A 14,829-nucleotide genomic window follows, 5' to 3' on the forward strand; every position below is an offset into this window, starting at 1 on the left:
GACTATAGCTGTCATTCAGTAAAAACCTGACCATTTGATTGTTTTGGACGTTTATGAAGCTTAGTAACCCACCCCAAGCAAAAGCCATTTGGCTATTTGTGACGATTTTATTCATCGCCTTTTTGTTTGTACCCTTAGGTAAAATGCTGGCGTTATCATTCAATGTCGGCGATGGCATTGGCTTAGATAACTATAAAAGTATCGCAAATAGTGATAGCTTTAAACAGGTGATGTTTAATAGTTTTTTTGTGGCGACGGTAAGTGCTCTGAGCGCCACCATGCTCGCTTTCATCTTAGCTTATACTGTGCACTGGACCAACTTACCGAACGGCTTTAAAAAGGTCATTAAAGTTGCCGCCTTATTGCCCATGTTATTGCCAACAGTGACCTATGGCTTTGCCATTATTTATACCTTTGGCAAGCAAGGTTTATTGACTCAAATACTCGGCTTTCAGCTGTTTGAAAATATATACGGCTTTCAAGGAATGTGGCTTGGCTATACCATCTATACCTTGCCCATCGCCTTTTTATTACTCAACAATACCTTTCAATATTTAGACAAAAAGTTCGTGATCGTCTCAGAATTAATGGGCGATTCGTCTCTGCGCCAGTTCGATATGACGGTCATGCGTCCGTTGATTGGTACTTTTGCGGCGGCAATGATTCAATGTTTCTTTTTGGCCTTTACGGATTTTGGTATCCCAGCTTCCATTGGTGGGCAATATAAGGTCATCGCCATTGAACTTTATACACAAATATTAGGTGCGTCTCCTTCGTTTGAAAAAGGGGCGGTGGTCGCACTGTTTATGCTCATTCCATCGGTATTGAGTATTGCCATACTCTGGTATGTCGCGCGCTTTAATATCCGCTACGATTCGGTTGAAAATATCGACTTGCCTTCTTCCAAAATCAAAGACCGAGTATTAGCCGTATTATCGAGCGTTATCTTGTTTTGCTTACTGATGGTTTTTGCGGTGATATTTATCATTCCGTGGATAAAAACATGGCCTTATCAAATGCAGTTCAGTACGGAAACCGTCAGCAAGGTTTTAGAATCTGCCAATCTAATGCGAGTCTATAAAAACTCACTCATCGTAGCGGTATTGACGGCTATCTTCGGTACCTTAATCACTTACTTTTCAGCACTATTGTGCGAGCGCTCAGCTTTATTCAGAATTGGTAAATTCAGTATCCAGAGTTCAGCTTTGGTCACCAACACCGTACCAGGGATGGTCGTGGGTATTGCCTATCTTATGATTTTTTCAGGCTCTGCTGTCGCTAATACTATTTTTATTATCGTGATAAGCAACATCATTCACTACTTCGCCACCCCTTATCTAATGAGTAAAAACGCACTGGCTAAAATGAATCTAGGCTGGGAGACGACGGCAAGTTTATTGGGTGATTCATGGTTTACGACCCTGCGGCGCATTGTGATTCCCAATTCATTTTTTACCTTAATTGAAGTCGCTTCGTTCTACTTTATCAGTGCCATGGTAACGATTAGCGCGGTTATCTTTATCTCTGGTGCCAAAACCATGGTGCTCACCACCAAAATCGTAGAGTTACAGCATTTTGCGCGCTTTGATGAGATTTTTATCTTATCGCTGATGATATTGCTGACCAATATCTGCGCCTTGATACTATTTGCCATCATTCGTCACTTACATAGCAGACGACTCTACGGGACACCGAAAGCAACGGACGAAACGCTTATTGCGCCTACGACGACTTAAGTATGGTTAAGCTGGTTTAAAATAAAAGGGATACGTTGAAAAATGCGTTCAGCTGGTATAAATTTTTCTCGCTTGCTGTGCGCTTTACACTCCAGAGGCTTCAAAAAATTCATCCCAGCAGTACTGTGTTCTTTTTAAATTGAAACGACTATAGCAATTAATAGCTAATCGCTATCGAACATATAAACGAACTTTAATAATTAAAACTCAACAAAATCTATAGGATAAAAAATGTTTTCATTTAAAACGTTAATGATAGGTCTCACGTGCGGAATTATTTTGACAGGCTGTAGCTCAGCTTCTTCAGAGGGAAATAGCGCAGAGGAGGTCATCATCTATAGCAATGCCGACGAAGAAGCGGTAGAGGTTATTCAGGAAGTATTAGATAAAGCAGGGTATGAAGGGCAATATATATTTCAGTCTTTTGGTACGGGTGAGCTTGGCGGGCGTTTATTGGCCGAAGGTAAGAACATAGAGGCAGATTTGGTCACCATGAGCTCGTTTTATTTAGAGAGCGCGCAGGCAAAACATTCGATGTTTAAGGATGTCAGCTTTGAGGTCAATCCCCAAGTAGCGGTTCCTAGTTACTATGCACCCATCTTAAGTTTTACTGGGGCGATTATTTTAAACACCAAAGAGATGGCCGCGCAAAATTTGCCTAGACCAACCAGTGCCAAAGATTTGGCAAAACCCATCTATAAAAATAAACTTGCCATGGTTGATCCAAGTGGCTCATCGACCGGTTGGTTATTTGTTCAAGACATCACTGCTGCCTATGGCATGGGTGCCGAAGGGCAAACCATCATGAATCGTATTCGCGAAAACGCCGGACCAAATTTAGAATTATCAGGGTCAGGTCCATTGAAGAAAGTAATGGCAGGTGAAGTGCCTATTGGCTTTGGCATGCGTCATCAAGCAGTTGTTAATAAAGTAGAAGGATTGCCTATTGATTACATCGATCCTAGCGAAGGTAACTATACGCTGAGTGAGTCGGTGGCTGTCATCGATAAAGGCGATAAAACCAATCAAAATGCGATGAAAATGGCTGAAATCATCGTCAAAAATGCGCGACCGCAACTGTTAGAAATATATCCAAATATCATCTATGACGGTGAAACTGTTGCATCTGAGAATAAAATCAAAAATGTAAAAACGTATGCTGAGCCGCTTACCGCTGAGTTATTAGATAAGCACAGGGCATTTTTCCACGGTCAAAAGCTATAAGCGTTGCAACCAGTGCGAGCTAAATTTGAAATATAAGTTCTAAGCTTCCTAAAAAAATAGCATTTAAAAGTAAATAAAATTAAGGAACATCAAAGTGCAGTTAACAAGCAAATTGTCTGAAAAAAAATACGATGTAGTGATAGTTGGTGGTGGCATTGTCGGTCTTGCCAGCGCTTATGCCGCGGTTAAAAAAGGGCTGAGTGTGGCACTGGTTGAGCGTGAGTCACAAAATAAAGATGCGTCAGTACGTAACTTTGGTTTTGTCACCGTGAGTGGGCAGCAAAGTGGCGCGCATTGGCAGCGAGCCATGCATACGCGTAATATCTGGGCAGATATTGCTCCCAAAGCAGGTATCGAGGTGAAGCATAGCGGTCTGCATATGCTCATTCAACGCCCAGAAGCAATGGACGTGGCTGAGGCGTTTTTACAAACAGAGATGGGCGCGTCTTGTCGATTGCTGACGCAAGCTGAGATAACAGAAAACGCAGCTTATCTTAAAAACGGTTTGGAGGTGTTATATAGTCCTCATGAGCTCAGAGTCGAATCAAAAACTGCCATTGGCAAACTGGCGAATTGGCTAAGTCGAGCGCATGGCGTAGATTTTTATAATAAAACCACTGTGCACTTCATCGAGTTGCCTATGGTGCATACCAGCCGTGGTACGCTGCAAGCAGAGCATTGTGTGGTCTGTCCCGGTACAGACTTGCATAGCTTATATCCAGAGACTTTAGCGCAGGCTAAGGCCAAACTTTGCACGCTCAATATGATGCGTGTCATGCCAAAAAAAGCATTTAAGCTAAATGCTGCGGTGATGTCGGATTTAAGCTTTGCTCGTTATGATGGATTTGCCCAATTACCTGAAGCTCAAAGGTTAATCTCATTGCTGGATAATATTCAGTCAGCTGAGCGCAAAGCAGGTGTTCATCTGATTGTAGTGCAATCTGCTGACGGTTCTCTCATCATTGGTGATAGCCATGATTATAGCGATAAGGAGTTGCCATTTAGAGATGTGCGAGTTGATGATTTAATCATTAACGAGTTCCATCAAGTCATGGATGTTGGCGAGATCGATATCGTACAGCATTGGTTAGGGGTTTATCCCAGCGGTGATGACGTGGTTTTTAAAGCCTCACCAGAAAAAGGTGTGGTTGTCGGTTCTGTCACTAGCGGCACTGGCGCATCGACAGGCTTTGCATTTGGTGAAGAGTTAATTAATTTCGTATTGGAGTCAAAATAATGAGTACAGATATTAATAGTATTAAAGAACAATTCGATCATATCAAACTATGCGTTTTTGATATGGCGGGCACGACTGTTAATGAAGACAATCTCGTTTATAAAACGGTACGTGATGCAATCAATCAAGCGCTTAGCGATGGCGATAAAGCGGATAAAGAAGTTGATTTAGATATTTGCTTAGAATTTGGCGCTGGCAAGGAAAAACGTCAAGCGATCAATGACATACTGAATGAATTGGATATCGCTGAGGATGAGGTTGAACCACTTACCGACGTAGCGTTTACAATTTTTAAAACCAGTTTGGCAGAGGCTTATACAGCAGATACTTTGGCTACCTTTGATGGCATGCTGGCTTTCTTTGGTAAGCTAAAAGCCAGTGGTAGAACAGTGGTTTTAAATACGGGCTATGACGCAAAGACTGCCAATAAGATATTAACTATTTTAGGGTGGTCAGTAGGTCGTGAGATTGATGCACTAATTACAGCTGATGATGTGGTGAATGGTCGCCCTGCGCCAGATATGATTACGCTCGCGATGGATAAGTTTGGTATTGAGGATTCGCAGCAAGTATTAAAAGCAGGGGATAGTGGCATCGATATCGAAGAAGGGAAAAATGCCAATTGCGGCTTATGTATAGGCGTGTTGACCGGCGCGCAAACCAAAGCGCAGCTTGAAAAGTCCTCGCCAGATATAGTATTGGATAAGTTAACTGATTTGGCTCAGTTGATTTAAAAATCAATCTATAGAGTAATCTTATTCTTAAAGCCTAATACTGGCAGAGTCACCTAGAAAACTAAAAAAGCCTTCTACGTTATGTAAAAATAGCGAAGAGAGCTTTTCACCATTTTAACGAATGAATAATTGATAGGGTATCAGCCCTTGATTGATAGCTATAAAGAAAGGCTATTATGCTTGCTGGTCTAAAGTAATAACCGCCTGTTTTAACCACGTGCCAGCCTTACCTAACGGCTTTTCTTTGTGCCAAATCAGCTCAACCGCAACGGGCCAACTGTGCTTATCAAAATCCAGTTTTGGCGACACCAAAGAGCCATCCTTTAACGCATCAACGATAATATGCTCAGGCACCAACGCCCAACCAAGGTTACGTTGCACCAGCTCAATAATCACCCACTGACTCTCAACCCACCATACATCGGCCGCAACCCGTAGGCGTGATTTTTCTTTACTCTCACTGCGCGTTGCAACAATGAGCTGACGATATCTTTTTAAGTCCTCCCAGCTGACCACTCGGTTTGCTATTTCATGCTCAGGCGCACAAACCATCTTAAGCGGAATCCAGCCTAAGGTATGAAAACTAATAGCCGATGGCAAATCCTCTTGGCTCCACATAATGCCCAAATCCGCGCGCTTTTCTAAAATCAAACGACTGACATCTTCCATAATGGGCAGCAGCAATTCTAACTCCACAGTAGGAAACAAGTTATCAAACTCATCGAGCAATCGCGCCAGCCACTCTGACGGATAAAGGTCATCGACTGCCAGCACCAAGCGGCTTTCGACACCTTCACTTAAGCTTTGGGCCACCCCAAAGAAATGCTCGCAGCGCTCCAGTATTAAATACGCTTCAGCTAGCAGCCGTTTACCTTCCGCCGTCAATTCAGGATAGCGACTATTTCGAGTAAATAACACGTTGCCCAAGTCGATTTCTAAATTTGCCACCGCCGCACTAACCGATGACTGTGCTTTGCCAAGCCGCCGTCCTGCTGCTGAAAACGAGCCCGTCTCTACCGTTGCCACAAATGCTTGTAGTTGCTCTAAAGAAAAGTTCATGTATCGGTTTTTCCTATAGACAGTAACTTTGATCTATTAGTTTAACAGATAGAATAGAGTCAACTAAGTAATATGAATGTATATTCTATAAGGATTAATCATGCGAACTCATAGAGATCGTATACGTCACGCTGTTGGATTTGAAATAATTGCATTAATACTATCCATTCCCATTATGAGCTTCTTTTTTGATTTTGATATCAAAGATATCGGTGTTATTGCCATTGTAGGTTCTATCATAGCGACTATATGGAACTACGGTTTCAATATAGTCTTTGATAAAGGCATGGTAAAGTTTAAACGCAGCACATTTAAGACCCCAGCGATTCGAGTGCTTCATGTACTGCTATTTGAGGGTGGTCTGCTGCTTCTATATCTGCCCATGGTCTCATGGTATCTTGGCATTAGTTTATGGCAAGCCTTTATTATGGATGCGTCATTGGTTGGATTTTATTTGGCTTATACCTTCTCTTATAACTGGGCTTATGACAAGATTTTCCCAATACAGTATTTTAAATATGTAAAAAATAGCGCGGTTTCCATATAAGTCGAGCTAACAATACTTCAAGTTATATCTGATGTTGATGGGTGCTAGAATAGACTCTAAATTTAAATTTTTCACCTAGATAAAATCGGTGATTAAGCCTTTTAGACTATAAAATATATAGTTTAAAAGGCTTTACTGTATTTTAAAGCCGATGAAACACTTCTGTATTTAGAATTAATTTTGAGATTCTTAGAAACTTATTAAGGAAAGGTTATGCATATCACTGCCAATTTCGATGCAGGTAATATTGACGTTATTAATTTAGACGATAAAAAGGATATCCAGTTGGCTATTCGTCCAGACGTTGGTGGCGAGTTTTTCCAATGGTTTAACTTTCGTTTATCAGGTCAGGTTGGTGAGCAATATGTCCTCAATATTGTCAATGCAGGGGAGGCGTCCTACGTTAAAGGGTGGCAGGATTACCAAGCCGTTGCTTCGTACGATCGGGAATATTGGTTCCGTCTGCCAACCACTTATAAAGATGGTAAGTTAACCATCGTGGCAGATTTAGAATGTGAAACCATTCAAATTGCTTATTTTGCCCCTTACAGTTATGAGCGTCATCAAGATTTATTAGCCGCCGTACAAACGCATCCATTAGTGACTCTAGAACATCTAGGTGAAACGCTTGATAAGCGTGACTTAACCTTAGTAAAAATCAGTAATGGCGATAGCAATAGTGATGCGAATAAACGAAATATTTGGATTACTGCGCGTCAGCATCCTGGTGAGACGATGGCTGAATGGTTGGTTGAGGGTCTGATGCATAGCTTGTTAGATAGTGATAATGCCACCGCTAGGTTGTTGTTAGAGAAAGCGAACTTCTACATTGTGCCGAATATGAACCCCGACGGTAGTGTGCGCGGACATCTGCGTACCAACGCTGTCGGTACTAACTTGAACCGTGAATGGTCAAATCCAAGCTTAGAAAAAAGCCCTGAAGTGTTCCATGTGATTAACAAAATGGAGGCGACAGGCGTTGACCTGTTTTATGATGTGCACGGCGATGAAGCGCTGCCTTATGTGTTTCTTGCCGGCTCTCAAGGGACGCCAAGTTATAACGATCGCCTCGCACGTCTGCGTGATAAATTTTCAGACGTGTTGAAATTAGCCAGCGCTGATTTTCAGTCACAATTTGGTTATGACGTTGATGCGCCAGGTACAGCAAACATGACTGTCGCAACTAACTGGGTGGCAGAACGTTTTGATTGCCTTGCCAATACCTTAGAGATGCCTTTCAAAGATAACGATAATCTACCTGATGCAGACATGGGCTGGTCGCCAGAGCGTTCTATTAAATTAGGAGAGGCATCGTTAATTGCGATGTTGGCTGTCGTTGATGATTTACGTTAGTGAATGATTCAGACCAACGTGTAAAGCTAATGACCAGCTTATGTTGGTTTTATGGTGAATATGTAGCACTTCCTTTTCTCCATATTCGCAAAATATATGCTTTCTTTCAATATTCTTATCGATAGTAATCGGCAAGCACAATTTTTTCGTTCTAATCTAATGAGCACTATAACCATAGGAATAAGGTTTAAATATCTCAAACAACAAAGTTTTATTATCCTCAAAGGAGGAGCTGCTATCAATAATTGACGTTAATGCTTACGATGTCGGAGTAGTTATCAGGTTTAAAATCGGCACTGGGGACAGTAACATAGATAGTCTTTAGTTGAGAGGTTCCATTGCCAGTACCTACTACGCCGTTTCCTACGTTATTCGAGGTGGCGGTGTTTCCCCATATATTTCCACTTGCACCATCAGTTGAACGCAGTTGATAAGGTATCTTATCGGTATTGCCGCCAGTACCGCTCATGACACCAGCACCATCTATACTGTTATTGGAGGGCATCAAGCCGATAGTATAGGGTGCGCTATTTGTGCAGGTCACGCCAATCGCACTAGAATTATTGCCCATGATATTGTTTCTATTTGCAGAATGAGAACCTAAATTGACATCAGTGGTAGAGGTAACTAAACAGCTTGGAATTACGGTCGCTTGAACGGTAAATGGGAATTGATCTACTCCTAAATTACCTGTTGAGCAGTCAAGGCCAGATGAGATTTCGTTAGCCCTAAACGTTAATGCGGTATGACTGCCATTGAAATCGTTGGTGTAGGTTCCGGATGTTGCGAGAGCGTTGTCATAGTTTGAGAGCAGAGAGATATCAATAGCCACGTTGCCTGAGATAAATGAGTTTTCAGCAATGGCGAGTGAGCCTGAGTTGAATTCAGAACCACTAGAATTGCGGGTACCCCAAATAGTATTTCCTGGCAATGTCATGGTAAAAGCCAAGCTTGAATCGACAGCCCCATTCTTCATGTAACGCGGAGGGTAAGTGCTGTTATTGTTGCCACCATCTACCGCAAGACAGACCGATACATATCCTGCGGAGCCACTATTAGTGCATCTGTAGTTCAATGTAGCAGTAATTCTTGCGTCATCGGCGTTGGCGGGGGTGACACCATCGCTAATGTTCACGTTACCGGTACTTCCCACTGCTGTATTCATACCTGCTTCACAAGTAACATTGGGTACGGCATAAGCATTCCCTGATGGTAACCACCATGCACCTACTATCAAAAATAGGCTATATTTCCATTTTAACAATTTCATTATTCTTCTACCTTTTGACAGATGAGAGGACCGATTAGTGGAATATCGTCGCCCTGTTTATAATAAACAAAACTGACCGTACAACTATCATTAGAGGGCATGATTACTTTTAGTACATTGTGCTCATCTAAGGTATCCAAATAAACTTCGCCATCAAATCCAATAACTGCTGAAGGTGCATTTTTGTTCGTAAGTAACTGTACTTGACTGCCTAACGGTAGTGGCTGGTTATCGCTGTCTGTGAGGATAACAGAGGCAGAGCGCACCGGTGTGATACCAAAGCTTACTAATACTCCTGCGCGGTCAGTCGGCGTGGCTTCAATATTCACCTTGTCAATCCGCAGGTCAGCGGGCAAATCCATAGGGTCAATAGCTATCTTATTGTCTTGATAAGCGTTCAATGGTGTTACCAATAATAGACCCCGTTTATTCGTTGTACCGATGGGGCTGTTTTGTAGCAGCACTGGTACATCGGCGATACCATCAGTGGAGACCACGGCAAAACCACTGTTGATTTGCCGTGCGGCAAACAATCCTCCACCCATCATAACTAGCGCGCCTGTACCGCTAGCATAGGTAGAATAGTTATCGTTGTTACTACTGATACCAGTTTTTAGTCGTCCGTATGGACCAAGATAATTCAATTCGGCTAAGCCATCGGTACTGCTGTTATTACCCGTACTATTATTACTTGTACTGTGCCTTGCTTGCGCGCGCCAGCCTATGCCGCCCGCACTTGGTGTTGATTGCGATATATCTGTTACCAAGTCATGACGATCGTTGGTGCTCTGCACACTACTATTCAGCGAGATATTACGATCTAAGGATAGCGAGGCGCCAAAAGAGACACTATTATTATCAGAGTTATGGATATCATGATTGTAGTTAGCGTTCAGGCTGAGCCGTCGCCCAAAGGACTTTCGCCAAGAGGCGCTGGCAAACTGTGAGGTCTCTTGCTGCGCAAAAGCGATCTGGTTATAACTCACACTAAAACTGCCCAGAGATTGTGTGCTATAACCTGTTGAGAGTTGTTCACTTCGGCGGTTGGGAGCATCTCCGTAACGTGTGGCGACGTCACGGTAGTCACCATGAGTACCAGTGGCATTGAGACCGATATGGAAGCGACTGTTATTCCAAGAGTAGTCTGCACTGTATTGCAATCCACCTTCACCTTGGCTGTCGCTGCCCGCTAGCGAGGCAAATAAGACACCACCTTTACTACCCAATAACCAAGTGCCACCGATACCAACATTACTAAGACCTTCAGTCACTTCAGCATGGGTTTCGGCAGTAAAGCGATCACTGACCCCATAACGCCAAGTGCCAAAGCCCGCAATATCGCTGCCGTAATCAAAAGATTTAACACCATAATTTTCGCGCACGGCACCAAGCTCTACTGACCAATCAGACAGCCCTGGTTGCAGTAAACGATGGGCATCATAAAGTGAAAAATTAAGCGTGGTATTTTGTCCTAATGCATCGGTCAATACGAGTTGGGCATTGCCCGCACCACTGAAGCTAGGCGCTGTATGAAGCTCAAACGGACCGGCAGGTACGTCACCGCTGTATTGCTTGAGACCATTAATATACAGCTCTACCGCTGAGGGCAGAGTGGCGGAGCCAAAAAATGACGGCAAAGGCGTGGTGGTCATATAGGGCTGCAGGTCAAAGTTACTGCCAAATTGCAATCCGCCTAAGCGTGTGGACCTTGTCCATGACAGTGCTCCTGTAAGTATATCGCCAGCGCTGACAGTGAGCAGCTTATCAGGGAATGATTTGCTCCAATTGCTATCCAAACGTACCGTGCGGCTGTCCCAATCATTACTATGAGTATCTCTATCAGCAAAGCGCTTGCCAGTCGTGAGGGCAGTGGAGCTTAATACACCGAGGTCATTAAACGCACGCAGTTCTGTATAAGCACTTAGGCTGGTCGCGTTGTCCTCTGTTTGCGTGCCATAGAGGTTGTAATTTAACAGAAAACCAGGCGAGGCGGTCGGTTGCGGGCGTTTACTATTGCGGATATTAACGACGGTGGTGGCAAGGTTGAGCATGTTTAGCGGTGCAATAATATTGACCGTTTGCTGACGTGCATCATAATCAATCTTGATATCGGGTAGGGTGTTTAGCGGTATTGGTTCGAGGATATCGGGCGGCACTATAAAGCCGAGTTGCTGCAATACGTTGGTACTGGCCCATAACTGGTCATTATAGTATTCGAAGGCCGCTAAGCCCTTGTCTGCGCCGTTAAGCTTAACCTCTAAATAGAGATCAAGCTTGTCTGGATGGTCATTTTCGTCACGATTGTTACGGTTTAAATCAAGCTGTGCGAGACTGTCGTTGGGAAGGTTGGTAGAGGTAGCCATGATATCGTTTGGTTCGAAGGCATGGCTGAGAGGTATCATTAAGGTTTGCAATAAGGCTATTTTAGCGATCGGCAGTGTCCAGCGTAACGTCTTGTATCGTCTCAGTTCCATTGATCGTTACCTTGAATTTACCGGCTATCGTCCCTGATGTGAGAGTAGAAGGCGGTATTTTCAGTGTCCAGTTCATAGTGGCATCTGGTAAAACATAACCCAGTAAACCTTGGTGTATATTAACGCTAGTGCCCGCAGTATCTACAACGCTCAAACCAATTAACTTGGCATGACCATTGCCACTATTGTGGACGCGTAATGTGATCTGCTCGCCATCTGGTTGCAAACTATAATGCCATTGTAATTGTGGGCTAGTTTTGACAGTACCCACTGGCTGCACAAATACCGGTAGAGAGTAGCTTATTGCAAATTGCAAACCAGCTTTTTGATCGGGAGACTTGCTAGGCAGCTCATTAACCAAAATCCGATAACTCGCTTCCATTCCTTGCGGAGGTGCCTTAGCACGGATAATTCGGACCAGTTGTTTGTCACTGGAATTGAGCTTAATCATTGGCGGACTGGCCAATAATCCTCGTGAGGGCGTGAGCTGATCACCTGTTTCATCTTGTGACCACTGATAAACACGCACTTGCGCGTTTATCGCTTCGTCACTCGAGTTACTAAGGGTCAGGCCACTGGCGTTTTCTCTAGCTTGTAAGTTTAAGGAGATGGGAGAGACCTGTAGGCCACTCGCCATTGCTCCACTACCAGACAGTAGCAAGCTAAAGATAATAGCCGGTCTCGCAACACGGCGCAGCCAGAGACTTAACATCAATATTAGTAGGCTACAGAAACGTTAATGGTATCGTTATAAGTACCAGGTGTAACGTCGGCGTCATCAGTCACTGTGAGATATATAGTATTGACAATATCGGTAGCGTAATCAGTTGCTGCTGCTGTAGCGACAGTGTTGCCAGTAGAACCCCAAGCAGCGCCTTCAGCTGAGACGGAAGTCAACTTATAAGCAACTTTTTCGAGTGTCCCTTCTCCTCCGAGCAGAGTACCAGTACCGTCGAGGCTAGCGGTTGATGAAGGTATCAAGCTAATAGTAGCAACGTCACCTTTAGAGCAGTTCACAGTGAGGTCAGTGCTTCCTGTTATAGCTGTAGTCGCAAAACCTGCTTGAATGTTCAATAGGTCGACAGCTAAAGGAGCTGCGCTTATGGTACATACAGACTCAACTTCAAGTTTAGTGGTAAAACTGCTCTCAGCAGGATTAGGCTCAGCAGCATTCGCACTAGACATAGCGGTAAAACCACCAACAGTAAGTAGCGTAGCGGTCATTAGGTGTTTTTTAAATTGCATGGTAAATCTCCAAAGGTTTAGATCTTTTAGGGTTTCAGTAATGGAATGCACCGTAATCAGTTGAATACGATGTGCTTGCCGAGCTAGATAGCAGAAATCACGCCTTTTTGGCAATTTAGAACCCACTGGTACGAGATAATTATCTGAGGCGAACTGATTGTTTAAGTAACAATGACTACGACTATCGTCAATATTTGTTGCCATATTATTACATAGTTAATATAAATGTTGGTGAGAAAAATTCACTCACAATTAAATCCAATTTTATGCATATATTATTGACCAGTTAGTTACTGTAAAAAATCTAATTTAATACGTCAAAATCCTATCGGATAAATATTCATAAATCAATATACCTAGCACCATCTGAATGGGTAGCTAAGTCCGCAATAGACTCACCTTTATATGTACCAAAACTTAATGGTGTTAGATGCAATTCAACAAGCCTCGGTTGAATGTAATAAGTTCAAAAATGAGAGTAATCGAAATGATAAATGATAAAGGAGTTCAATACTTATCTATTCACTACGCGGAGAGAATGACAGAGTCGGAGGTTAAAGGTTCTTTATTTTAATAAGATCCGTTTAAATAGTGCGGTTGGTTATGTTTAATGTTTTGAATATGAAAGACGAAATGGTCATAATTTAAAAATATCAGTTTTGGCTGGCTGACTCAAGCAAGTCAACCTCCGATAAAGCGGGGCAGTTCAAACAGAGTTATGAGTATATAACACACCCTAATACCTCCTAATTTTTTTAAAGATTTGAAAGCACTCATCGTATAAAAAAATTGAATAACCTAGAGAAAATTTTGGTAGTTTATACTCAAGTATCTGTTTTTATTTTAGATTTATAGTGTTTTGACAGGTGTTGAAAAATAGTGCTCAATATCCGACTCAGTTAGATCTTCTAGTTCGCTCGGAGCCCATTTTGGAGAACCATCTTTATCAACTAAAACGGCACGAATACCTTCATAAAAATCAGCTGTATCCATGAAATGAATGGCCATGTCCTTTTCCATATCAAGGCATTCGTTAAGCGATTTATCTTTTCCATTTATTAATTGCTGCAATGTAACTTTTAATGAGGTAGGCGACTTTGAAAGAATGTTATTTAATTCTTGTGTGACCCACTCATTACCATTAATTGAATCACTTCGTAAGGACTCTACTATTTCTTCTACTGTATCGTATTGGAAATGATGGTTTATTAATTCTTGGTTCACTCTCAGTTCTGAAAAATCTGATGAACTTATACCGTTTGTGCTAATTAACTCACCTAGATCTTTAAGAATTGATGCAGATGACCAATCCTTAGTTAGTAATTTTTCTTGTATAGTTTCCCACTCACTGCTTTCTATATAGTAATCAGCTGTACCAATATAGATAGCATCATTTGCTTTTATAACCTTTGCGGTCAATACAAGATAACGACCTATATATCCCGGTAGTTGATTGAGAAAAAAGCTTGCTCCAACATCGGGAAAAAATCCAATGTTCATTTCAGGCATCGCCCATTTTGTTTTTTCTGTTACGATTCGGTGAGATGCTCCGACGGAAAGTCCGACTCCACCTCCCATAACAATGCCATTCATATAGGCTAAAATAGGTTTTGAATAGTTATGTATAAGTGCATCTAGGCGGTATTCTGTTGAAAAGAACTTCTCTGCATAAGGTATGACATCTTCAGCTTCCAAATCATAGAATTTTCGCATGTCTCCTCCTGCACAAAATCCTTTTTGACCCTCACCGTACAAACAAACAAACACTACGTTAGAGTCTTTTTCCCATTTTTCTAAAGCATTCGTTAACAGTTCAACTACTTCAGTATTAATAGCGTTTAGGACTTCAGGTCGATTTATTTTTAGCCAGCCAATACCGTTTTTTACTTCTGACGTAACAACCATTGATACGAACTCCTAAATTTTGTAATTTAAAATTATATAAGTTTA

At 42.3% G+C, this 14,829-nt stretch carries 12 protein-coding genes; 6 read left to right on the forward strand and 6 right to left on the reverse strand.

Annotation, left to right across the window (positions count from 1 at the left end; genetic code table 11):
* Positions 1-53 precede the first annotated feature (53 nt).
* From ACTQ9S_RS00520 to ACTQ9S_RS00535, 4 genes are all read left to right on the forward strand, one after another.
* Complete coding sequence (locus ACTQ9S_RS00520; protein ID WP_440453216.1) at positions 54-1,736, forward strand: ABC transporter permease subunit; 1,683 nt, start codon at positions 54-56, stop codon at positions 1,734-1,736.
* Between the two features lie 231 nt (positions 1,737-1,967).
* Positions 1,968-2,960, forward strand: a complete 993-nt coding sequence (locus ACTQ9S_RS00525) for an ABC transporter substrate-binding protein (protein ID WP_440453218.1) — start codon at positions 1,968-1,970, stop codon at positions 2,958-2,960.
* A gap of 94 nt (positions 2,961-3,054) precedes the next feature.
* Positions 3,055-4,197 (forward strand): TIGR03364 family FAD-dependent oxidoreductase, encoded by a 1,143-nt coding sequence (locus ACTQ9S_RS00530; protein WP_440453220.1) that lies wholly within the window; start codon positions 3,055-3,057, stop codon positions 4,195-4,197.
* Positions 4,197-4,931, forward strand: a complete 735-nt coding sequence (locus ACTQ9S_RS00535) for an HAD family hydrolase (RefSeq protein WP_440453222.1) — start codon at positions 4,197-4,199, stop codon at positions 4,929-4,931. Before ACTQ9S_RS00530 ends, ACTQ9S_RS00535 begins: the two co-directional genes overlap by 1 nt.
* 174 nt (positions 4,932-5,105) lie before the next feature.
* On the opposite strand, the gene ACTQ9S_RS00540 is transcribed toward ACTQ9S_RS00535, so the two are convergent.
* Positions 5,106-5,990, reverse strand: coding sequence for a LysR family transcriptional regulator (locus tag ACTQ9S_RS00540; RefSeq protein ID WP_440453223.1), 885 nt, complete (start codon positions 5,988-5,990; stop codon positions 5,106-5,108).
* A 100-nt stretch (positions 5,991-6,090) separates the two neighbouring features.
* Between ACTQ9S_RS00540 and ACTQ9S_RS00545 the strand changes: the two genes are divergently transcribed.
* Positions 6,091-6,537, forward strand: a complete 447-nt coding sequence (locus ACTQ9S_RS00545; RefSeq protein WP_201564027.1) for a PACE efflux transporter — start codon at positions 6,091-6,093, stop codon at positions 6,535-6,537.
* A 213-nt stretch (positions 6,538-6,750) separates the two neighbouring features.
* Positions 6,751-7,890 (forward strand): M14 family metallopeptidase, encoded by a 1,140-nt coding sequence (locus ACTQ9S_RS00550; protein WP_440453225.1) that lies wholly within the window; start codon positions 6,751-6,753, stop codon positions 7,888-7,890.
* A gap of 238 nt (positions 7,891-8,128) precedes the next feature.
* Here ACTQ9S_RS00550 and ACTQ9S_RS00555 read toward each other — a convergent pair whose 3' ends face one another.
* From ACTQ9S_RS00555 to ACTQ9S_RS00575, 5 genes are all read right to left on the reverse strand, one after another.
* Positions 8,129-9,160: a Csu type fimbrial protein gene (locus ACTQ9S_RS00555; RefSeq protein WP_440453227.1), complete on the reverse strand. Its 1,032-nt coding sequence runs from the start codon at positions 9,158-9,160 to the stop codon at positions 8,129-8,131.
* Complete coding sequence (locus ACTQ9S_RS00560; protein ID WP_440453229.1) at positions 9,160-11,634, reverse strand: fimbria/pilus outer membrane usher protein; 2,475 nt, start codon at positions 11,632-11,634, stop codon at positions 9,160-9,162. Before ACTQ9S_RS00560 ends, ACTQ9S_RS00555 begins: the two co-directional genes overlap by 1 nt.
* Positions 11,585-12,346: a fimbrial biogenesis chaperone gene (locus ACTQ9S_RS00565; protein ID WP_440453231.1), complete on the reverse strand. Its 762-nt coding sequence runs from the start codon at positions 12,344-12,346 to the stop codon at positions 11,585-11,587. The genes ACTQ9S_RS00560 and ACTQ9S_RS00565 overlap by 50 nt, the downstream gene beginning before the upstream one ends.
* A gap of 5 nt (positions 12,347-12,351) precedes the next feature.
* Positions 12,352-13,083 (reverse strand): spore coat protein U domain-containing protein, encoded by a 732-nt coding sequence (locus ACTQ9S_RS00570; RefSeq protein ID WP_440453233.1) that lies wholly within the window; start codon positions 13,081-13,083, stop codon positions 12,352-12,354.
* A 645-nt stretch (positions 13,084-13,728) separates the two neighbouring features.
* Positions 13,729-14,784: an enoyl-CoA hydratase/isomerase family protein gene (locus tag ACTQ9S_RS00575; protein WP_440453235.1), complete on the reverse strand. Its 1,056-nt coding sequence runs from the start codon at positions 14,782-14,784 to the stop codon at positions 13,729-13,731.
* Positions 14,785-14,829 lie beyond the last annotated feature (45 nt).

Source organism: Psychrobacter sp. ASPA161_9, from assembly GCF_051970275.1.
Taxonomy (GTDB): domain Bacteria; phylum Pseudomonadota; class Gammaproteobacteria; order Pseudomonadales; family Moraxellaceae; genus Psychrobacter.

What these genes read in the sequence shown, in the direction of transcription:
- ACTQ9S_RS00520 (WP_440453216.1), top strand. Translation starts at nt 54, where the DNA reads ATGAAGCTTAGTAACCCACCCCAAGCAAAAGCCATTTGGCTATTTGTG.
- ACTQ9S_RS00565 (WP_440453231.1), bottom strand. Translation starts at nt 12,346, where the DNA reads ATGTTAAGTCTCTGGCTGCGCCGTGTTGCGAGACCGGCTATTATCTTT.
- ACTQ9S_RS00575 (WP_440453235.1), bottom strand. Translation starts at nt 14,784, where the DNA reads ATGGTTGTTACGTCAGAAGTAAAAAACGGTATTGGCTGGCTAAAAATA.
- ACTQ9S_RS00560 (WP_440453229.1), bottom strand. Translation starts at nt 11,634, where the DNA reads ATGGAACTGAGACGATACAAGACGTTACGCTGGACACTGCCGATCGCT.
- ACTQ9S_RS00550 (WP_440453225.1), top strand. Translation starts at nt 6,751, where the DNA reads ATGCATATCACTGCCAATTTCGATGCAGGTAATATTGACGTTATTAAT.
- ACTQ9S_RS00555 (WP_440453227.1), bottom strand. Translation starts at nt 9,160, where the DNA reads ATGAAATTGTTAAAATGGAAATATAGCCTATTTTTGATAGTAGGTGCA.
- ACTQ9S_RS00545 (WP_201564027.1), top strand. Translation starts at nt 6,091, where the DNA reads ATGCGAACTCATAGAGATCGTATACGTCACGCTGTTGGATTTGAAATA.
- ACTQ9S_RS00525 (WP_440453218.1), top strand. Translation starts at nt 1,968, where the DNA reads ATGTTTTCATTTAAAACGTTAATGATAGGTCTCACGTGCGGAATTATT.
- ACTQ9S_RS00570 (WP_440453233.1), bottom strand. Translation starts at nt 13,083, where the DNA reads ATGGCAACAAATATTGACGATAGTCGTAGTCATTGTTACTTAAACAAT.
- ACTQ9S_RS00540 (WP_440453223.1), bottom strand. Translation starts at nt 5,990, where the DNA reads ATGAACTTTTCTTTAGAGCAACTACAAGCATTTGTGGCAACGGTAGAG.
- ACTQ9S_RS00535 (WP_440453222.1), top strand. Translation starts at nt 4,197, where the DNA reads ATGAGTACAGATATTAATAGTATTAAAGAACAATTCGATCATATCAAA.